Annotated in this window: 19 protein-coding genes; 10 read left to right on the forward strand and 9 right to left on the reverse strand. The window is 38.0% G+C overall.

Annotation, left to right across the window (positions count from 1 at the left end; genetic code table 11):
- The first annotated feature begins 51 nt into the window (after nucleotides 1-51).
- Nucleotides 52-1,767: a proline--tRNA ligase gene (locus ACSC97_RS02905; protein WP_151730821.1), complete on the forward strand. Its 1,716-nt coding sequence runs from the start codon at nucleotides 52-54 to the stop codon at nucleotides 1,765-1,767.
- A gap of 59 nt (nucleotides 1,768-1,826) precedes the next feature.
- Here ACSC97_RS02905 and ACSC97_RS02910 read toward each other — a convergent pair whose 3' ends face one another.
- The 4 genes from ACSC97_RS02910 to ACSC97_RS02925 all read right to left on the reverse strand — a co-directional run bounded on the left by ACSC97_RS02910 (nucleotide 1,827) and on the right by ACSC97_RS02925 (nucleotide 3,441).
- Nucleotides 1,827-2,162, reverse strand: a complete 336-nt coding sequence (locus ACSC97_RS02910) for a YegP family protein (RefSeq protein WP_042893173.1) — start codon at nucleotides 2,160-2,162, stop codon at nucleotides 1,827-1,829.
- A gap of 141 nt (nucleotides 2,163-2,303) precedes the next feature.
- Nucleotides 2,304-2,648, reverse strand: coding sequence for a zinc ribbon domain-containing protein YjdM (locus ACSC97_RS02915; protein ID WP_004908748.1), 345 nt, complete (start codon nucleotides 2,646-2,648; stop codon nucleotides 2,304-2,306).
- An 82-nt stretch (nucleotides 2,649-2,730) separates the two neighbouring features.
- Nucleotides 2,731-3,081 carry a DUF488 domain-containing protein gene (locus ACSC97_RS02920; RefSeq protein WP_436659233.1) on the reverse strand — a complete coding sequence of 117 codons (351 nt, stop codon included), beginning with the start codon at nucleotides 3,079-3,081 and terminating at the stop codon, nucleotides 2,731-2,733.
- 24 nt (nucleotides 3,082-3,105) lie between these two features.
- Nucleotides 3,106-3,441 carry a DUF2004 domain-containing protein gene (locus ACSC97_RS02925; protein WP_279679558.1) on the reverse strand — a complete coding sequence of 112 codons (336 nt, stop codon included), beginning with the start codon at nucleotides 3,439-3,441 and terminating at the stop codon, nucleotides 3,106-3,108.
- Nucleotides 3,442-3,651: 210 nt separating this feature from the next.
- On the opposite strand from ACSC97_RS02925, the gene ygfZ reads away from it, so the two are divergent.
- Nucleotides 3,652-4,374, forward strand: a complete 723-nt coding sequence (ygfZ, locus tag ACSC97_RS02930) for a CAF17-like 4Fe-4S cluster assembly/insertion protein YgfZ (protein WP_004963910.1) — start codon at nucleotides 3,652-3,654, stop codon at nucleotides 4,372-4,374.
- Between the two features lie 491 nt (nucleotides 4,375-4,865).
- Entirely contained in the window at nucleotides 4,866-5,678 is an 813-nt protein-coding gene (locus ACSC97_RS02935; RefSeq protein WP_126131740.1) for a tetratricopeptide repeat protein, read from the forward strand.
- Between the two features lie 46 nt (nucleotides 5,679-5,724).
- On the opposite strand, the gene ACSC97_RS02940 is transcribed toward ACSC97_RS02935, so the two are convergent.
- Nucleotides 5,725-7,854 (reverse strand): TonB-dependent receptor domain-containing protein, encoded by a 2,130-nt coding sequence (locus ACSC97_RS02940; RefSeq protein ID WP_436659237.1) that lies wholly within the window; start codon nucleotides 7,852-7,854, stop codon nucleotides 5,725-5,727.
- A 208-nt stretch (nucleotides 7,855-8,062) separates the two neighbouring features.
- Between ACSC97_RS02940 and mutM the strand changes: the two genes are divergently transcribed.
- Together mutM and ACSC97_RS02950 are read left to right on the forward strand one after the other, a co-directional pair.
- The gene (gene mutM, locus ACSC97_RS02945; protein WP_378223797.1) at nucleotides 8,063-8,884 is read left to right on the forward strand and encodes a bifunctional DNA-formamidopyrimidine glycosylase/DNA-(apurinic or apyrimidinic site) lyase; all 822 of its coding nucleotides are present in this window, start codon (nucleotides 8,063-8,065) and stop codon (nucleotides 8,882-8,884) included.
- A 30-nt stretch (nucleotides 8,885-8,914) separates the two neighbouring features.
- Entirely contained in the window at nucleotides 8,915-9,205 is a 291-nt protein-coding gene (locus ACSC97_RS02950) for a peptidylprolyl isomerase (protein WP_004908776.1), read from the forward strand.
- Nucleotides 9,206-9,246: 41 nt separating this feature from the next.
- Here ACSC97_RS02950 and ACSC97_RS02955 read toward each other — a convergent pair whose 3' ends face one another.
- From ACSC97_RS02955 to typA, 3 genes are all read right to left on the reverse strand, one after another.
- Nucleotides 9,247-9,579 (reverse strand): gamma-glutamylcyclotransferase family protein, encoded by a 333-nt coding sequence (locus tag ACSC97_RS02955; RefSeq protein ID WP_004908779.1) that lies wholly within the window; start codon nucleotides 9,577-9,579, stop codon nucleotides 9,247-9,249.
- 157 nt (nucleotides 9,580-9,736) lie between these two features.
- Complete coding sequence (gene mscL, locus ACSC97_RS02960) at nucleotides 9,737-10,171, reverse strand: large conductance mechanosensitive channel protein MscL (protein WP_004908781.1); 435 nt, start codon at nucleotides 10,169-10,171, stop codon at nucleotides 9,737-9,739.
- Nucleotides 10,172-10,414: 243 nt separating this feature from the next.
- Nucleotides 10,415-12,250 carry a translational GTPase TypA gene (gene typA / locus ACSC97_RS02965; protein ID WP_004908783.1) on the reverse strand — a complete coding sequence of 612 codons (1,836 nt, stop codon included), beginning with the start codon at nucleotides 12,248-12,250 and terminating at the stop codon, nucleotides 10,415-10,417.
- A gap of 177 nt (nucleotides 12,251-12,427) precedes the next feature.
- On the opposite strand from typA, the gene ACSC97_RS02970 reads away from it, so the two are divergent.
- From ACSC97_RS02970 to ACSC97_RS02990, 5 genes are all read left to right on the forward strand, one after another.
- Nucleotides 12,428-13,786 (forward strand): uracil-xanthine permease family protein, encoded by a 1,359-nt coding sequence (locus ACSC97_RS02970; protein WP_039047007.1) that lies wholly within the window; start codon nucleotides 12,428-12,430, stop codon nucleotides 13,784-13,786.
- Between the two features lie 62 nt (nucleotides 13,787-13,848).
- Nucleotides 13,849-14,874, forward strand: coding sequence for a methyltransferase (locus ACSC97_RS02975; protein WP_436659242.1), 1,026 nt, complete (start codon nucleotides 13,849-13,851; stop codon nucleotides 14,872-14,874).
- Between the two features lie 62 nt (nucleotides 14,875-14,936).
- Entirely contained in the window at nucleotides 14,937-16,394 is a 1,458-nt protein-coding gene (locus ACSC97_RS02980) for an amino acid permease (RefSeq protein ID WP_004950518.1), read from the forward strand.
- Nucleotides 16,395-16,645: 251 nt separating this feature from the next.
- Complete coding sequence (locus ACSC97_RS02985; RefSeq protein WP_436659245.1) at nucleotides 16,646-17,851, forward strand: RtcB family protein; 1,206 nt, start codon at nucleotides 16,646-16,648, stop codon at nucleotides 17,849-17,851.
- A gap of 4 nt (nucleotides 17,852-17,855) precedes the next feature.
- Nucleotides 17,856-18,014, forward strand: a complete 159-nt coding sequence (locus ACSC97_RS02990; RefSeq protein ID WP_004908791.1) for a hypothetical protein — start codon at nucleotides 17,856-17,858, stop codon at nucleotides 18,012-18,014.
- A gap of 124 nt (nucleotides 18,015-18,138) precedes the next feature.
- Here the strand turns inward: ACSC97_RS02990 and omp38 are convergent, their stop codons facing one another.
- Nucleotides 18,139-19,203, reverse strand: coding sequence for an outer membrane protein Omp38 (gene omp38 / locus ACSC97_RS02995; RefSeq protein WP_436659247.1), 1,065 nt, complete (start codon nucleotides 19,201-19,203; stop codon nucleotides 18,139-18,141).
- Nucleotides 19,204-19,606: the final 403 nt, after the last annotated feature.

The raw sequence follows: 19,606 nt of genomic DNA on the forward strand, positions 1-19,606 counted from the left end.
TCCTTTTTGTAAACTAATTTTTAGACAACATTTAACTCTAGGATAGTTTCCATGCGCGCAAGCCGCTTTTTATTTGCAACGTTAAGAGAAACCCCAAATGATGCTGAAGTTATTTCTCATCAGCTTATGTTACGTGCGGGGATGATTCGTAAATTAGCTTCTGGCTTATACTCTTGGTTGCCCATGGGAACACGTGTTCTAAAGAAAGTTGATGCGATTGTTCGTGAAGAAATGAATCGTTCTGGCGCATTAGAAGTCTTTATGCCAGTCACACAACCTGCTGCACTATGGGAAGAATCTGGTCGTTTTGAACAATACGGACCTGAATTATTACGTTTCAAAGATCGCCATACAAATGACTTTGTATTGGGACCTACACATGAAGAGGTCATAACCGACTTAGCGCGTAATGAACTTAAAAGTTATAAACAATTACCACTAAATTTCTACCAGATTCAAACCAAATTCCGTGATGAAATTCGCCCTCGTTTTGGCGTGATGCGTTCACGTGAATTCATCATGAAAGATGCTTATTCTTTCCATGCAAACCAAGAATCTCTTCAAGAAACTTACGACGTAATGTATGACACATACAGCCGTATCTTCACACGATTAGGATTGGACTTCCGCCCAGTTCAGGCTGATACAGGCTCGATTGGTGGTTCTGCATCGCATGAGTTTCATGTATTGGCATCTAGTGGTGAAGACGACATCGCCTTTTCTACAGAATCAGATTACGCAGCTAACGTTGAAATGGCTGAGGCTGTGTTAGTTGGTGAGCGTTTAGCAGCTACACAAGAATTTAAAATCGTTGAAACACCGAATCAAAAAACGATTGAAGATGTCTGTGGTTTTTTAAATGCTGAAGCGAAACAATCGATCAAAGCTCTACTTGTACAAGGTATCGCGGATGAAAACGGCAATATTCCAGTAATTGCACTTTTCTTACGCGGTGATCACGAACTGAATGAGATTAAAGCTGAAAAACATCCTCTTATTGCAGCGCCTCTGAGCTTTGCTACAGAAGAACAATTAAAGCAAAATGGTTTAACAGCTGGCTTCTGTGGTCCTCAGGGACTTGTAGAAAAAGGCTTAACCGTAATTGTTGATCGTGCAGCATCTGTATTATCTGATTTTATCGCAGGTGCTAACCAAGTTGATAAGCATGCTACTGGCTTAAACTGGGAACGAGATGCGACGTATAGTGAAGTTTATGATCTTCGTAATGTGGTTGAAGGCGATCCATCACCAGATGGTAAAGGTACATTGCAGATTAAACGAGGGATCGAAGTTGGTCACATCTTCCAACTCGGTACGAAATATTCTGAAGCATTAGCTTGTAAAGTACTTGGCGAAGATGGGAAACCATTTACTGTCACAATGGGTTGCTATGGTATCGGTGTCACACGTGTAGTTGCTGCAGCAATTGAGCAAAACTTTGACGATAAAGGCATTATTTGGCCACAAGCAATCGCACCATTCGAAGTTGCAATCGTTCCAATGAATGCTCATAAATCGCCGCGTACTCTTGAGGCAGCAGAAGCACTTTATGCTGAATTACAAGCCCAAGGTTATGACGTGTTATTAGATGACCGTAATGAACGCCCTGGTGTTAAGTTCTCTGATCTTGAATTGATGGGTATTCCTCATCGTATTGTAATCGGTGAAAAAGGCTTAGACGCTGGTACTTTTGAATACAAAGGTCGTCGTGATGAAGAATCAACTAATCTAAGTAAAGAAGAGTTAATCAAAAAACTTGCTGGTTAATTGCTAATTATCAGATAGTAAAAAAGCCGTTTTTGAAACGGCTTTTTTATTTTCTAAATTTAGACAGTTAAATCTTTTATGGTCTCTGATGAACCATTGTTTTTAACAGACTCAATCCCTTTATCGCGTGATTGTTCACTTGAATACAATTGGCTAGTTCCAATCACCTGATGATTCGCTGCTTTTAAATTAAAATAAGGTTTATCATTTTTTGCTACCACTCGCTCATATCGCCCATCATCTGGACTATTTTTTTGAACAGATGCTATACCATTGAGCGCCGCTGCTTTTGTTTTATAAAGTTCACTATTTAGAATGGGCTCACCATTCCCTGCTTTTAAAACAAAGCGATACTGCCCATCATTCGCTTGACTGACTTCAAACCAACCTGCCATGAGAACCTCTCTTATCGGAGTTGTTATTTATAAATTGTTATTTCAATATAGTTGAGTAGAAAACTATAGAAGATTGTTTTTTGTTCTCATTTAGTAATTTATTAGAAAAGCAGCATTTCTGCTGCTTTTCTTATGCTTAAACTACGCTTTCTTTACAAATTCAGCTTTAAGTTTCATAGCGCCTATACCATCAATTTTACAATCGATATTATGACCATCACTTGCACCGTGAACTAAACGAATCGTTTTTACTTTTGTACCGACTTTTACAACAGAAGACGAACCTTTTATTTTTAAATCTTTAATAACAGTAACACTATCCCCATCAGCCAATACATTACCATTTGCATCTTTAATGATTTCTTCTGATTCATTTGTGGCAACAGAACCCTCTTTCCACTCGTGTGCACACTCAGGGCAAATAAATAAATCAGCTTCTTGATAAGTATATTCTGATTGGCATTTTGGACAATTTGGCAAAGACATAAAAGAAACTCAAAATGCTATTATGAATCAAAGACAATTTTTTTCAAAACACCATTTTAAGTATTGTTAAAATTATAAAAATTCATTTTTCCTTAGCTAATATAAAATTTTTAAGAACTAAAGCATGATTCAAGTTTGGATCCTTTGCAGCATATATAAGGGTTAGCTTATTCTTTTCAGCCAAGTGTACCAACTCATTAATACATGGATTTCTAGACAATTCTTCATAATATATATCTTGGAATTCCAACCAATTTTCTACTTTATGGCAAAATGCAGTACGCAATTGTGTTGATGGTGCTATTTCTTTTAACCATAAATCAAGATGTGCTTTTTCCTTTGATACGCCGCTTGGCCATAAACGGTCAACAAGAATCCTTAACCCATCTGATTTTTTAGAATCCTCATAAATTCTCTTAATTTGAATATCCATTAAACACCACCTGAAAAGACAAAACTAACTTTCCATAGAGATATCAACCACTTCACCTTTAGCATCAAAACTCACGCAAATAACATAGTTAGTTACTTCTTCTGGTAAGCTAAAATCCAAAATTTCTATTGTTTCTAGGTCTTCATCTTCAAATTGATGAACAAGCACTAAGTGTTCTAGAACTTGTAAACAATTGGGTTGACTGGTTCCAAAATGCTTTTCCCAATAATCAGGTTCAATCTCTTCGAGGTGATGTTGAATAAATAACTCGACACTATCTTCAGCTTGTTGATTTTCTAATGCTGTTCGCATCGCTGCACGAGCGATTTGCTCTCGGTTAAGTCCAAAATGATTAGCCATTATTGATTCCCTATCATCTTATGAGTTGAATTTTTATTTTTAATGCATAGTTTTATTGACTAAAAATATCATAGCGGTTTTCAAACTGTTAGCGACACATCTAATCTTCTATTTGGCTACGATTATCGAGAATTTCAGGCTGCATTTTTATAAAAAATGGCGCAAAATGTCTTTATGTTTTTAGATGAACAAATAGTTTAGGATCGATCAATGAGTGAGCTTGCTTTTACGGCTTTTAGTTTAAATGGTGTTGATGCACAAAAATTTTTACAAGGTCAGGTGACGGTTCATGTTGAACGTTTAGCTTTAAATGAAAGTCGCTACACTGCTATTTGCGATTTAAAAGGACGAATTCATTTTGGTTTGTGGATAAAAAAGCTAAATACAGAAAGTTTTGAACTAGTTACGACTCACGATCAAGCTGAAGAGTTTGCCAAGCACATTAAGAAATTTGGTGCTTTTTCTAAGTTGAAATTAGAAGAAATAGGTTCTGTTTTTCCAACTATACATGGGATCCAAACAGAATTTTCTTCAAATGAAACGGATATCTATACTTGGCAGATTGAAGCGATCAAGTCAGGGCAAGCTTGGATTAGCAAAACAACAGAACACTTATTCCAGCCGCAAGAATTACGATTACATCAGCGCGACGGCGTACATTTTGATAAGGGCTGTTATTTAGGTCAAGAAATTGTAGCTCGTCTTTGGTTTAAAGCTAAACCCAAACACTGGTTACATCTAATTCATGCCAAAGGTGATCTGCCTGCTCCAGCAACACAACTACACAAGGATGTTGAAGTTGTAAATAGTGTAAGTATTAATGATGGTTATTTAGCGCTCGTGATTGCCAAGCCAACGGCTTTAGAAGAATTAGGACTAGAAATCCTAGATTTACCAGAGGCTTTGAATGGCGATGTAGCAAGACCAAGTTAACAGTTGTAAAGACCTTTTTCATTTTTGGAGCTGTAATAACATGGTTATCCTTTACTACAACTCCTTAATGAAATCTATTGAATGACGATAAGCATATTATTCAAGCTGTTCGAAAATCTTCATGCAGTAATTTAACCTTTTGAGTAGATATCTGTTTTTCTTAAAAAATGTAATTCGAATTGTAGCAATTCCTGTTGATTTGCAACAAAACTAGTAACTGCTTAGAAAGCTAAACTTTCATAATGTAAAGAATATTTATGATTAATTCACAGTATCTCCATAGAATTTAAATAAGGTTATTTCTATTAAGACTCGTTATTATATTTTTCATAGATTTAGAGAAATTAAAACTCAAATTAAGCCAATAAATTGCATTCAACACTTATACAAAATCAAGATTTACATTTCAGATTATAAATTTATGATTAGGGTTAAAGATTGCTTTCTGCTACGCAAAGGAGTGATAGCAGACCAAACTGAAAGGAAAGAAGATGAAAAAATTGCTTATTGCTAGCTTAATTGCCATAACCTGTAACTCAGTATTTGCTGCAGAAAAAGGTAATGCTGATGTAATATTTTCTAAAGCAAACCAACTTTATGAAGCAAAAAACTACACAGCTGCTTTCCAAGAAATTCAGCGAATTGCGGCATCGGGTAATGCTCAAGCAATTTATAATCTTGGCTCTATGACTCAGCAAGGCTTAGGCACAGCAAAAGATGAAAAAAAGGCATTTGAATACTTTCAAGATTCCTCAAATAAAGGATTTGGTAAGGCGAGTTATGAACTCGCACAAATATATCGATATGGTAAAAGCAATATTGGAATCACGAAAGACACACAGAAGTATAAAATGTATTTAGATAAAGCTGCGAAACAAGGCTCAGAAGAAGCTGGTGTAGAGGTGGCAACGATATTATTTGCTCAAGGAAAACCAGAGTACGACCAATTGGCGATTCGACAGCTACGTCCATTGATACAAAAGAATTATTATCCAGCGATACACCTAAAGGCGATCTACGATCTAGGTATGGGAAATAAAAATAAAAATCCTGTCCTACAGCAGGTTGCTGTGAACAGTTTTCGCTCTTTAGCCTCTAAAGGATATGCACCATCGTTAATGGTTCTTGGGAATTTGATGGCGAACGGAGATGTAGTTGATCAAAATCTTCCTGAAGCTCAAAAAATATTCAAGACTTTAGCAGCCCAAAATATTCCAAATGCCAAAGAATCTTTGGAAAAAGTTGAACAAGCTATTGCCGCTCAAAAAGCTGCACCAGTAGCAACTCAACCACCTAAAAAGTAATCATATATTGGCAGCACATAAAAAAGTGCTGCCAATATTTATAATTTTAAAATTGTTTAGAGACTTTTAGACCAGCACTCCAGTTCCGACCATCCGCAGGTTCAAAGAAACGGCTGCTTCCTTCGTTGACAATCACAGAACCAGCATAGTTTTTATCGAACAGATTATCTACACGCGCAAAGCCATTAATGCCCCAATCAGCACGTTTCCATGCATAACCTGTATAAATCGATGCCACAGTATAGCTTGCAGCAGCATCACTATTGATATCATTGACATAGACCTTATCCATAAACTGGGTATCAAGTCCTGCATAGAAACCTTGCTCTGGCTGCCATACCAAGCCAATAAAGGCTTGATTCTTAGCAATTCCAGGAATTGCATTGCCTTCTGGAATCTCTGCAACTTTCCCAGCCGCAGGCACTTTCGAATCAAAAGTTGCATCTAAATATGCATAGCTCGCATTCAGTCCTATGTCTTTCCAAAGCTTCTTATTCCATGCAAATTCAATACCTTTACGTAGGGTTTTATCAGCATTACGGAACGTCGCACGGCCACCCAAGCTTTCGGCTGCCACAATGTCATCTTTGGTTTCGATATAGAAGGTCGCCAAGTTAAAATCACCCAGCGTATTTAAAGATTTTAAACCGAGTTCATAGTTATCACTTTGCGATGGTTTTAAATCAAGCATACTTGCGCCACCTTGTGCAGGATAAGCCATTTCAGTAAAAGTCGGTGTTTCAAACCCTTTGGCATAGCTCGCGTAAGCCAGCACTTCTGGGATGATTTGCCAGCTTAATGCAACTGAAGGTAATACCTCTTCGTATGTTGTCTTACCACTATTATCGCCGTTCAAACCAACGATATAATGATCTTTCGACTTGTAATGTACATTGCTATAACGCACCCCTGTATCTAAACGCATGGTTTGTAAAAAAGACCAAGATGCTTGTAGATAAGGATCTACATTCCACAAAGTATTGCGTTCATCACGGCGCACAGCACCTTTTATACCTTTATCACCCGCATCATTAAAGTTTTGATAGCCTTGTCGATCTTCGTTCATAGCATCGATCGCAACACCCGCACTGAATTGGGTATAAGGTAATAAATCTTTTCCTGTCCAGCGGAAATCAGCACCATAATAATCACGCTTAAAATCAATCACGCCACCAGCTTGATAGGGTGTGTTAGGGTTCTTCTGTACCGTATCTGGAATAGACTGGTATTGTGTTACCTGACGTTGCCCAATATAAGTCATCGCATACAGTTCATTTTGATCATTGAGTGGTTTTGACCAAGTCAAACCTGTCTGAGTTTGCTCAATATCTTTACGAACATTGTAAGTATTATTAGCATCATTAACTTGACGAGGATTTTGTTGCCACTGAGTTCTATTTAATCCCTGTGGATCATCAGCATGAATCTTCACATAGTTAGTAACCCAATTAATTTTACTGCCATCTTCCAAATTCCATGTCAGTTTCGCATTATTTAAGACTTTTTCTGCGCTACTATGATCGCGATAACCATCCGTATTAAAATATGAGGAACTAATGATATAGCTCGGCTCATTTTGATTTTTAGCGCCCCCTTGTAAAACTAGCCCTGCATGATTTTTGTTATGACTGCCGCCTGAATAACTCATTTCTACAGAATCCTTACCCTGCCCTTCTCGAGTAGTTGCAAGAACAGCTCCACCAGATGAATTACCATACAGTGAAGAAAATGGTCCAGTCAAAACCTCTAAATGACTCAAACTATTCATATCGATGTTCGAAGTTTGCCCCTGCCCATCGGGCATCGTTGCAGGTATTCCATCAACATATAAACGTATTCCCCGCACCCCAAAGGTCGATCTAGCACCAAAACCACGCATTGATAGCTGCAAGTCTTGAGCATAATTTTCCCGATTACGTACTTGAACGCTCGGAATCCCCTTAACAAGTTCTGTTAAATTAACCTGCAAAGATTGATCATTTTTAGGGGCATCAATTCGATAAACAGATGCTGGTGTTTGCATATAAGGCGTGTCAGTACGAGTAGCTTCGACTTTAATTACAGGTAAAGGTTCAATTTGATCATTACTAGATTCCTCTGACCATACAAAGGTACTTGCCATGCCCATAGTTATTGCAACTGAACCGTATAACAAGTTAATTTTTAGTGAAGGCATGGGTATTCCTTATTTCTGTGTGGCGATGATGAAATAGTTTCTTAAAACTAAATTTTGATTATTTTATTGTTGTGTTAGAGATTTAACCTTAGCGAAAAGATCAAAGTATTTTTTCATCATGATTCGCAATTAAAAATAAATATCAGCATAATTGTAAATGAAACATTTACCCTCATTGTATTGTTGTTGAAAACAACTTGAGCTGAATATGCCTGAACTTCCAGAAGTTGAAACTACTAAGACCAGTTTACTCCCACTCTTAGAACAACGAGTCCAATCAATACAGGTCTATAACTCAAGTTTACGTTGGCCTATACCCGATGATTTGAACAAACTGATTGGGCAACGTTTAATGGCGCTTAAACGTCGTTCTAAATATATTTTGGCTGAATTTGAACGAGATCAGATGCTATGGCACTTAGGTATGTCAGGCAGCTTTCGTTTATGTGAAGCAAACGAAGAATTGCGTAAACATGATCATCTTGTAATCGACTTCGAAGATCAACAGCTTCGCTATCATGATCCACGTCGCTTTGGTTGTATTCTATGGTTAGATAAAAACAATCAAGAAAAACTGATTGATACATTAGGGCCAGAACCGCTAAGTAATGAATTTGACGCTGTTTATTTATTTGAAAAACTCTCAAAAAAGAATGTCGGCATCAAAATTGCTTTAATGGATAATCATAATGTAGTAGGCGTTGGTAATATTTATGCGACTGAAAGCTTATTCAATGTCGGTATACATCCTGCACAACCCGCTTCAACATTGAGTTTAGAGCAAATTGAAAGCTTAGTGATTGAAGTAAAACGCATTCTAAAGCATGCAATTGAGCTAGGTGGTTCTACATTACGCGATTATACCAATGCAATGGGTGAAAATGGATACTTCCAACAAACACTCCTTGCTTATGGTCGAGCTGGTGAAATGTGTGTGAACTGTGAAACCACACTGGAGAATTTAAAACTTGGTCAACGTGCCAGTGTATTTTGCCCGCAGTGTCAGCCTCTAAAATCCACCAAAGCTTAGTTGCAAATCTATTTGAGGGAGACTAATTTCATGCAAACCGCAATCGTTCGACATATTTTAGTAAAAGATAAAGATCTTGCTGAACAGTTAAAAAAACGAATTCAGTCAGGTGCTGATTTCAGCAAAATTGCCAAACAATATTCAACCTGTAATTCAGCTAAACGCGGTGGTGAACTGGGTGAAGTAAAAAAAGGACAGCTTGTGCCTGTGATTGATAAGTTAGTTTTTACTGCAGCCGAGCGTATTTTACATGGTCCAATCAAAAGCCAATTTGGCTTTCACTTAGTTGAGATTAAATTTCGTATGGATGGGCTGAGATAGCCTTCGAAGTAAAGTATTTCTGCGCCCCTCCAGTAACGTATTCAAATCTTTGGCTGCATGACATAAGTCCAAGCTTCAACTTTTTCACCTGAATCTAATATCACTGGTGCAACAACGCGTTGATATTGGAAGCCTTCGAAATCATCCAACATTTGCCAGTTTTGCTCTAACTTTTCTGTACTAAAAAGATAGCCATCAACTAAAGGATCATTTTCATTGAGCACAATGGCTGGCAGACCTTTGTCAGGCCCCCAATCGAGTACATGCACAGTTCCATGTACTTGTGCCTTTTGCCAATCACCACCTATATTTCCTAAAATATGCGAATTTTCTCGATTTGGACCAAGTGTGCCGTAAACAAATAATCTGTTCATGTTGGTTAATCCCCTAGCAATACGCTCCGCATCTTAAAATGAAAGTAGAAAGTTTTCTATGTAAAAACGATTATCATCTATCGTTCTTTAGCTAATTTTATTCCAATCTACAATAAAAAAACGGCATATCAAATGCCGTTTTCTGTATCAAGGTCTATTAACCCTGTTTTTTCAATTCATCACGGATTTCACGTAACAACTGAATATCTTCTGGTGTAGGCGCTGGTGCTGCTGGCGCTGCTTCTTTTTGTTTACGCATACGATTCATTACTTTCACCATAAGAAACACAACCCATGCCAAAATAATGAAATTAATAAAGATGGTTAAGAAATTACCATAGGTTAAAACATTGACACCTGCTTTCGTTAATTGATCTAAAGACTGTAAATTATTTGGATTGTCTCCTAGCACAATAAACTTCTGCGTAAAATCAACACCCCCACCAGTAATAACTGAAATAAGTGGCATGATGATATCTTTCACCAATGAATCAATAATTTTACCAAATGCACCACCAATGATGACACCAATGGCAAGATCCATCATATTGCCTTTGATGGCAAATTCTTTAAATTCTTGAATAATACTCATTTATAACTCTCCAGAATTGACGTGATCGCACCTACTTTTGCATTGTTTATTACATAGGCACAGTTATTCATCGCAATATTGATAATTTAATATTATTCTGAAAAAAACAAAGTTATTTCACACTTTAACAACATATTTTATTGTAATAAAAATATGAACTTAAGCATGATGTATTCATTTATTTTATATAATAAAAAACCGCTAAATAGAATTAGCGGTTTTTTCTTTTTCAGTTAAGAAAAATTATTTATCACGGTTACGCTTACGTTCGTTTTCAGTCAAGTAACGCTTACGAATACGAATTGATTTTGGTGTTACTTCAACTAACTCATCATCTTCAATGAATTCAAGCGCTTGTTCTAGCGTGTATTCCAATGCTGGTGTTAAAGTCAGTGCTTCATCAGTACCTGATGCACGAACGTTGGTTAACTGCTTCGCTTTGGTTGGGTTAACAACCATATCATCTGAACGAGAGTTAATACCAATGATCATGCCTTCATATACTTCAAGCTGTGGCTTAGCAAATAAACGACCACGGTCTTGAAGTGTGAAGAGTGCATAGCCCAAGCAAGTCCCTTGAACCATAGAAATCAACACACCATTTTGACGTTTCGCAACAGTACCTGCTTTTGCTGGACCGTAATGCGAGAAGCTTGATGTCATGATCCCTGTACCAGAAGTCATGGTTAAGAATTCAGAACGGAAACCAATCAAGCCACGTGAAGGTACAGTTGCTTCAATACGGATACGGCCTTTACCGTCAACTTCCATATTGGTCATTTCGCCTTTACGGAAGCCCATTTGTTCCATTACAGAACCTTGATGCTGTTCTTCAACGTCAAAAGTTACGTTTTCGTATGGCTCTTGTTTTTCGCCATCGATTTCTTTCATGATTACTTGTGGACGTGATACGCCCATTTCAAAGCCTTCACGACGCATGTTTTCAATCAATACTGAAAGGTGAAGTTCACCACGACCAGATACTTTAAAACGGTCTGGACTATCAGTATCTTCAACACGTAATGCAACGTTGTGAATCAATTCACGATCAAGACGCTCACGGATATTACGTGAAGTAACGAATTTACCTTCTTTACCAGCAAACGGTGAGTTGTTCACTTGGAACGTCATCGAAACTGTAGGTTCATCTACAGACAATGCAGGTAATGCTTCAACATTTTTCGGATCACAAATCGTGTCAGAAATATTTAATGCATCAATACCTGTGATACAAACGATATCACCAGCAGAAGCAGATTCAACATCAACACGCTCTAAACCGTGATAACCCATGATTTTTAAGATACGACCATTACGTGTCTTACCTTCTTTATCAATTACGGTTACTTGAGTGTTCAATTTTACAGAACCACGTTGAATACGACCAACACCAATAACACCAACGAAGCTGTTATAATCAAGTGAAGAAATCTGCATTTGGAACGGACCATCAACATCAACTGCTGGTGGTTCTACGATATCAACAATCGTTTCAAACAACGGTGTCATATCATCCGCTAATTCTTCTGGTGATGGACCAGCCACACCACGAAGACCTGAAGCATAAACAACTGGGAAGTCTAATTGCTCATCAGATGCGCCTAAGTTATCAAATAAGTCGAATACTTGATCAATAACCCAGTCACAACGAGCGCTTGGCTTGTCAACTTTGTTAATGATTACGATTGGCTTCAAACCACGTGCGAACGCTTTTTGCGTTACGAAACGAGTTTGTGGCATTGGACCTTCTTGAGAGTCAACAAGAAGCAATACACAGTCAACCATCGACATTACACGTTCAACTTCGCCACCGAAGTCTGCGTGTCCCGGGGTATCCACGATATTGATACGGTATTCAGTATCAGTACGCTTATCTAACCATTTGATTGCAGTATTTTTCGCAAGAATGGTAATACCACGTTCAGACTCAAGCGCGTTAGAATCCATAACACGTTCAATCTCGCCTGCGCGATCACCAAGAGCACCTGATTGTTGTAAAAGTTTGTCTACAAGAGTCGTTTTACCATGATCGACGTGCGCAATAATGGCAATGTTACGGAGAGTTTTAATATCTGACATGTAAAATTCGATACGCTTTAAATTTGAGGGCAAATTATACAGAAAAATACTAAAGTTTAGTAGTGACAGTTTATTGACAGAGCAATTTTTTTCTGACGAATAGTTACAGAATCGTTGGTAAAGTAGTCTAAGTCTATTAGAATAATCAACTAATGCTTACCGCTTTTTTATGCTCCCATGTCAAATCCCCACTCTGAACAACCGCTCGATCTAGTCTATGGGCTAAATGATCGACCGAAACCTTTTATTGCTTTTTTAGCGGCGCTTCAACATCTTTTAGCGATTTTAGTGCCAATTGTCACCCCTGGATTATTGATTTGTTTGGCATTAGGCGTGTCTCGCGAAGACACCAATATGATTCTTTCTATGTCATTAATTATTTCAGGGATCGCGACTTTCTTGCAATGTAAAAAAGTTGGTCCATTTGGCGCTGGATTACTTATTGTTCAAGGAACTAGCTTTAATTTCATTGGTCCTATCATTGGTATAGGTAGCTCAATGGTGGCTGCTGGCACACCTGTCGAACAAGTTATGGCTGCGATTTTTGGTGTCGTAATCGCAGGTTCATTTATCGAAATGGGCGTATCTCAAATTTTACCTTGGGTAAAAAAGCTGATTACTCCTCTCGTTACAGGAATCGTCGTTCTGTTGATTGGTCTAACATTGATCAAAGAAGGACTGATTAGCATGGGTGGTGGTTATACCGCAATGCAGGATAATACCTTTGCAAATGCAGATAATCTCATTATGTCGTGTACAGTTTTGGGGATTATCATTTTACTGAATAGAATTCGCATTATTTGGGTGAAAAGTTCAGCAATTTTGATCGCTTTAGTCATCGGTTATGTACTTGCTGGATTTATGGGACATTTAAACTTTTCCGTATTACAAGAAGCTCCTATTATTCAAATCCCAACACCAATGCATTTTGGATTGAGCTTTTCTTGGAGCTTGTTTATTCCAATGGCTTTTATTTATCTAGTAACTTCTCTAGAAGCAATTGGTGATGTCACAGCAACCAGCAAAATTTCTAATCAACCTGTAGATGGCCCCGTTTGGATGCAACGCATCAAAGGTGGTGTTCTAGTTAATGGTGCCAACTCTTTCATAGCAGGTATTTTCAATACTTTCCCAAGTTCTGTATTTGCACAAAATAATGGTGTGATCCAGTTGACTGGTGTTGCGAGCCGTTATGTAGGTCTTTGGATTGCAGCATTATTGATCTTATTAGGTTTATTCCCTGCTGTGGCTGCTGTGATTCAAGCGGTTCCACAAGCGGTACTTGGCGGTGCTGTGATGGTGATGTTCGGTGCCGTGGCTGCATCTGGTATTAATATTTTATCAACGATCCATTTAGATCGTCGTGCATTGTTAATTATTGCAATCTCATTAGCACTAGGCTTAGGGGTAGCACAAGTACCACAAATCCTAGAACACCTTCCTGAATTATTTAAAAATATTTTCAGCTCAGGTGTTGCAACAGGTGGTATTGCAGCCTTGATTTTGAATATTGTTTTACCTGAAACTCAAAAATAATTCGTTAACAATTGCAAGTGCCCAGTTTCACGACTGGGCTTTGTTTTTGATGAGAGATCAATATGGATCCACGTAGTGAAGTTGTCATACGTCAACAAGATTATTTAAAAGGGCAAGTTTTATTCATCAATGCCCCAAATGATCAGCTCGTAAAAAGCTTACCCGTCGAAGTCGAAGCTTCCGTTTGGACATGGAACTTTGCAGATCATCAAGGCTTTCTAAACGCAGAAATAAAATCAAATTTTTGCGTTGATTTTCCAGCAAATCGCTATGATCAGGTGGTTATTTTTGTTCCAAAATCAAAAGAGCTTTTAAACTATATTTTGCATACTGTTGCCAGCCATTTAGAGCTAGGTCAATCAGTCTTTTTAGTTGGTGAGAAAAAAGGTGGGATTGAACGTGCTGCTAAACAATTACAGCAATATGGAAAAGCTATCAAATTAGATAGTGCACGCCATTGCCAACTTTGGCAGATGCGACTCGAAAAATTAGCACAATCAAAAACACTGCAAGACTGGTTAAAAACCTATACGATTCAAATCGACCAGCAATCACTCACGATTTGCGCACTTCCTGGTGTATTTAGTCAAGATCATTTGGATGTAGGTACAGCAGTTTTGCTCCCTTACCTTCAAGAAGTAAAATCAGGTAAGATTGCCGACTTTGGTTGCGGCGCTGGCGTGATTAGTGCCTATCTAGCCAAATTAAACCCAGAACAGCATATTTTTGCACTTGATGTTGATGCCTTTGCATTACAGTCAACCAAGTTCACATTTAAACAGAATGGCTTAAACTTGGAAAATTTAAATCTTGAACCAGTTACTGGCTTTAGTGACGCCCCTCAAGATTTGGATGCAATTGTAAGTAATCCACCATTTCATCAAGGCATACATACTAATTACGATGCAAGTGAAACTCTGTGTCGCTTAGCAAAATCGCATTTAAAAAGTTCGGGTGAACTGTGGATCGTAGCCAATCGCTTTCTCAATTATCCTCCCCTCATTGAACAACAATTTGGTCAATGTGAAGTGAAAGCTGATCAGCAGGGATTCAAAGTATTATATGCCTGTGCAGGCAAGGTTGGTTGACATCTCAACCTAACACGTAATTTTAAGTGTCAACTGACCCTTATTCGGTTTAAGGAAATCTTATGAGCGATATTTCTGCTCCTCAACACCTACAGCGTAAGCTTGGGGCACGCCATCTCAATATGATTGCCATCGGTGGATCGATTGGCACAGGCTTATTCCTTGCTTCAGGCTCTACGATTGCTACCGCAGGTCCTGGCGGTGCGCTACTCGCTTATGCACTTATTGGAATCATGATTTATTTCTTGATGACTAGTTTAGGTGAGCTTGCAACTCATAACCCAAGTTCTGGTGCTTTCTTCACCTATGGTAGTCGCTATGTAGAAGAAGGTTTTGGTTTTGCTTTAGGATGGAACTATTGGTACAACTGGGCGATTACAGTCGCATTTGAATTAGTAGCCGTCCAATTCATCATGAAATTTTGGTTCCCAGAAATTTCTGGCTTTTATTGGAGTGCTGTATTTTTGGCTGTGATCTTTGCAATCAATGCAATGACGGTCAAAGGCTTTGGTGAAAGTGAATTTTGGTTTTCAATGATTAAAGTTATTGCCATTATTGTATTTATCATCATCGGTATCGCAATGATTGCAAAAATTATGCTGACTCCAAATGTTTCTGCATTTAGCAACTGGACGAAAGGCGATGCACCATTCGTTGGTGGATTACAAGCACTGGTTGGTGTTGCAATGATCGCAGGATTCTCATTTCAAGGTACTGAAATGGTCGGTGTAGCTGCAGGTGAATCAAAAGATCCTAAGAAAACAATTCCCTTGGCGATTAAACAGATTTTTTGGCGAATTCTACTTTTCTATATTTTGTGTATTTTCATCATTGGTACACTGGTCAGCTACGATAATCCTTTGTTACTGCATGCCGCAGAAAGTGAAAATATTGCGCTTTCTCCATTTACTCTTCTCTATGAAAAAGCAGGATTCGCATTTGCTGCAAGCTTAATGAATGCAGTTATTCTGAGTGCAATTTTATCTGCGGGTAACTCTGGAATGTACTCTTCTACCCGTATGCTATTTGATATGGCTAAAGAAGGTCGTGCGCCAAAGTGGTTCTCCAAATTAGATACACGTGGCGTTCCAATGAATGCACTGTATGCAACTACAGCAGTTGCAGCATTATGTTTCCTAACGACATTTATCGGTGAGCAACAAGTTTTTAACTGGTTACTGAATATGTCTGGGATGTGTGGATTTATTGTCTGGCTAGGCATAGCAATATCACATTATCGTTTCCGCAAAGGCTATTTAGCTCAAGGTCATAAGTTAGAAGACCTCGCTTATCGTGCAAAATTCTTTCCATTTGCACCGTGGTTTGCATTTATTCTCTGTTCCATCATTATTTTAGGTCAGAACTATCAAGCCCTGATTGGTGGAAAAATTGACTGGTTAGGACTACTTTCAACATATATCAGTATTCCGCTATTTCTTGCAATTTGGTTAGGGTATAAGTGGAAACACAAGACCAAACTCATTGCTTACAAAGAGATGAATGTGAAAGAAGGTGAATAATAAATCTTAATTTCACTTGACCCTTTGAGAAATACGAGTAAAATTCACGCTCATATTTTCATCGGCAATTTATATAGGAGGACACACATGCCATTACTACAAAGGAAAACACTTTAAGATTTGGCACTGTGTCGTCTCACGGACAAGTGACAAATCAAATGATCACTTGTCCGAATGCTCTTCTAAACCTAGCATTCGCTAGGTTTTTTTATGCCTATTCGGACAGAAATTTCGCTAATCGAGAAATAAAAATGGGCATACAAAAAATACTCAATGCTGAAGCTCAATACGGTGTACCTGTGAAGATATTCACTAACGATATTGATAATGAGAGCATTGAACAACTGAAGAATATGGCACAGCTGCAATTTGTTTATTCTCATATTGCAGTCATGCCCGATGTACATGTTGGTAAAGGTGCGACAGTCGGAAGCGTTATACCAACTAAACATGCAATTATACCCGCAGCTGTGGGCGTAGATATTGGCTGTGGTATGAATGCGATTCGACTCAATTTAAAAGCTTCTCAACTTCCTGATAATCTTTCGTCATTACGTAATGCAATCGAACGAAAAGTTCCCGTAGGATTTGAGTTACATAAACAAGTGAAAGCGAAAGCATCTAGCATTATTCCGTTAGAAAAACGCTTACAACCAATCGTAAAAAAACATCCTGGTTTAATCAGAATGCTCAGAAATTTTGATTTAACTTGGCAAAAACAACTTGGAACTTTAGGTGGTGGTAACCATTTTATTGAACTCTGCTTAGATGAAAATCAAGATGTATGGGTCATGTTACATTCTGGCAGTCGTGGATTAGGTAATGTGATCGGCACGTATTTTATTGAACTAGCTAAGAAAGAAGCTCAACATCGTTTTGGTCATGTTCCAGATAAAGATTTAAGTTATTTCGCAGAAGGATCATGTAGTTTTAATGATTATGTTGAAGCCGTTGAATGGGCTCAAGAATATGCTTTTGAAAATCGTCGTGAAATGATGCGATTAATTTTAGAAGCCATTCGCCCCCTACTTCCACCCTTTCAACTCACTAAAGAAGCTATAAATTGCCACCACAATTATATCAGTCGAGAGAATCATTTCGGTGAAGATCTTTTTATAACACGTAAAGGTGCAATTCGTGCTGGACTTGATGAATTAGGAATTATTCCGGGTTCTATGGGTACACGTTCTTATATTGTTAAAGGTAAAGCAAATCCTGAAGCATTCTGCTCATGTTCACATGGTGCAGGTCGGAGAATGAGTCGTCATAAGGCAAAATTGTTATTTAGCCAAGATGATTTAATTCAACAAACTCGAGGAATCGAATGTCGAAAAGATGCAAGTGTAATTGATGAAATTCCTAGCGCTTATAAAGACATCGATCAGGTCATGCAAAATCAATCGGATCTCATCGAGATCATTCACACGCTAAAACAAGTTCTATGTATAAAAGGTTAAATAAATGAAACTTAAAGCAATGCCTAAAATCAAAGTTCGCAATCCCGTCGCATTATCCCCTTTACTACAGAAAGGTGGAATACATGAAACTGAGAAGCCTCGTGCACAACATCGTCGGGATCGTCAACAAACCAAACAACAACTAAGTAAAGGTGTTTGGTAATTTTTATCTTAAATCTTGAATATATAAGATTCAAAAGTGTGGAGAATTAAAATGTTTATTTATCTTAAATTTGGCAATAAAAAAGCGACTCATAAGAGTCGCTTTTTTTAGTTCAAAAACTCAATTATTGAGCTTGTTGACCTGGTTGAACTAAAACAGTACGGCTACCAGTGATCGCAGCGAATACGCGACGGTTCATAGCACGACCTTCTTTAGTTTTGTTGTCAGCAATCGGTTGATCCCAAGCGAAACCTTGAGTAGACAAACGAGATGCATCAACGTTGTATTCGTTTACAAGAGCTGATTTAACAGAGTTAGCACGAGCTAAAGATAAACGTTCGTTTAACTTACGTGGACCAGTGTTATCTGTGTGACCTTCAATACGAGCAGTCGCATTCGGGTATTCAGCTAACTTCTCTGCAACTTTAGCAATTTCAGATTTGTATTGTGGCTTGATGTCAGACTTGTTCGTATCAAAGAATACACGAAGTTCCATGTTAAGGTCTTCAGTCAATTCTTGTGGCTGCGGCTGTGGTTGAACTGGTATTGGTACAACTCGAGCAACTTCTACTACTGGGGCAGCTGGCTTCAAGTGACCGCCAAGAACTACGTTTAAACCAGCAAGAGCTGTGTAGTTCCAGAAGTCTTCATCGATATTATAAGTACCACGAGCTTCTGTACGAAGAGATAAAGCATCATTTAAGCGCCAGAAAGCACCAAAACCAGCATTACCTAAAGTACCTTCTTCTTTCAAACCACGACCAACACGACCCAATTGAGCTTCGTTAGCATCAGTGAAAGAATATTTATAATGACCAGCACCTAATAATACGTATGGCTTGATTTTGCTATCGTAGTTTTTAGTGATTAGATCAGAAGTAACATAGAAGTTACCGTTGATTTGTTGTTGCTTGTATTCACCATTCGGTGCTGCACTAGTAACGTCACCTTTAACTTGGTTGTATTCAGTTTCAAAACCCAACCAAGGTGTTAATTCAACACCAAGAGCTGCACCAACGAATAAATCGTCCTGTAACTCACCAGCATTTGTTAAGTTTTCAGTGCTGTTGTTGTGCTTAGAATCTTGGAATGTGTAACCAAGCATTAATGGAGTTACTGTTACACCCGCATTAGCAGCAGCTAAAGGAGCAGCAACAAGCATAGCAAGTGCAATACGACTCAATTTCATGGATATCCTCCAGAGATAACAATTGTTTGTTGTTCAAGCTTAGCCTATGAGTTTTGGCCCCATAAACACAGAAGTGTTCACAGTATTATTTTTAAGCTATTCACTTCACTTTGAATCATACAAACACTTGATGAATTTTCCAAGTGCTTGATAACTTTAACCTCGTAAATTATTGACAAAATTTCTTACAATTTCCGTTGTAGTTCAGTAAATTTTCAATTCAACTCTAAAGCTCGAATAGCTTATTGTTCGCTTTCTTCAATTTTAGCAGTATTTGCTTGATGAAGTAATAGACTTCTTGCAAAAATCAAAAAACGATCAACGTTTTGTTTGTTTTTTATCCACATTAAAAAGTCATGTTCTACTATCATGAGTACATGAAATATGAAAAAGTAAAGATGCT

This window comes from Acinetobacter sp. P1(2025) (assembly GCF_051390655.1).
GTDB classification, from domain to species: domain Bacteria; phylum Pseudomonadota; class Gammaproteobacteria; order Pseudomonadales; family Moraxellaceae; genus Acinetobacter; species Acinetobacter junii.

Coding starts and splice junctions, on each gene's coding strand:
- ACSC97_RS02950 (WP_004908776.1), top strand. CDS start 8,915: ATGCAAACCGCAATCGTTCGACATATTTTAGTAAAAGATAAAGATCTT.
- ACSC97_RS02955 (WP_004908779.1), bottom strand. CDS start 9,579: ATGAACAGATTATTTGTTTACGGCACACTTGGTCCAAATCGAGAAAAT.
- ACSC97_RS02975 (WP_436659242.1), top strand. CDS start 13,849: ATGGATCCACGTAGTGAAGTTGTCATACGTCAACAAGATTATTTAAAA.
- ygfZ (WP_004963910.1), top strand. CDS start 3,652: ATGAGTGAGCTTGCTTTTACGGCTTTTAGTTTAAATGGTGTTGATGCA.
- ACSC97_RS02990 (WP_004908791.1), top strand. CDS start 17,856: ATGAAACTTAAAGCAATGCCTAAAATCAAAGTTCGCAATCCCGTCGCA.
- ACSC97_RS02925 (WP_279679558.1), bottom strand. CDS start 3,441: ATGGCTAATCATTTTGGACTTAACCGAGAGCAAATCGCTCGTGCAGCG.
- mutM (WP_378223797.1), top strand. CDS start 8,063: ATGCCTGAACTTCCAGAAGTTGAAACTACTAAGACCAGTTTACTCCCA.
- ACSC97_RS02980 (WP_004950518.1), top strand. CDS start 14,937: ATGAGCGATATTTCTGCTCCTCAACACCTACAGCGTAAGCTTGGGGCA.
- ACSC97_RS02905 (WP_151730821.1), top strand. CDS start 52: ATGCGCGCAAGCCGCTTTTTATTTGCAACGTTAAGAGAAACCCCAAAT.
- ACSC97_RS02985 (WP_436659245.1), top strand. CDS start 16,646: ATGGGCATACAAAAAATACTCAATGCTGAAGCTCAATACGGTGTACCT.
- ACSC97_RS02940 (WP_436659237.1), bottom strand. CDS start 7,854: ATGCCTTCACTAAAAATTAACTTGTTATACGGTTCAGTTGCAATAACT.
- ACSC97_RS02920 (WP_436659233.1), bottom strand. CDS start 3,081: ATGGATATTCAAATTAAGAGAATTTATGAGGATTCTAAAAAATCAGAT.
- typA (WP_004908783.1), bottom strand. CDS start 12,250: ATGTCAGATATTAAAACTCTCCGTAACATTGCCATTATTGCGCACGTC.
- ACSC97_RS02915 (WP_004908748.1), bottom strand. CDS start 2,648: ATGTCTTTGCCAAATTGTCCAAAATGCCAATCAGAATATACTTATCAA.
- ACSC97_RS02935 (WP_126131740.1), top strand. CDS start 4,866: ATGAAAAAATTGCTTATTGCTAGCTTAATTGCCATAACCTGTAACTCA.
- omp38 (WP_436659247.1), bottom strand. CDS start 19,203: ATGAAATTGAGTCGTATTGCACTTGCTATGCTTGTTGCTGCTCCTTTA.
- mscL (WP_004908781.1), bottom strand. CDS start 10,171: ATGAGTATTATTCAAGAATTTAAAGAATTTGCCATCAAAGGCAATATG.
- ACSC97_RS02970 (WP_039047007.1), top strand. CDS start 12,428: ATGTCAAATCCCCACTCTGAACAACCGCTCGATCTAGTCTATGGGCTA.
- ACSC97_RS02910 (WP_042893173.1), bottom strand. CDS start 2,162: ATGGCAGGTTGGTTTGAAGTCAGTCAAGCGAATGATGGGCAGTATCGC.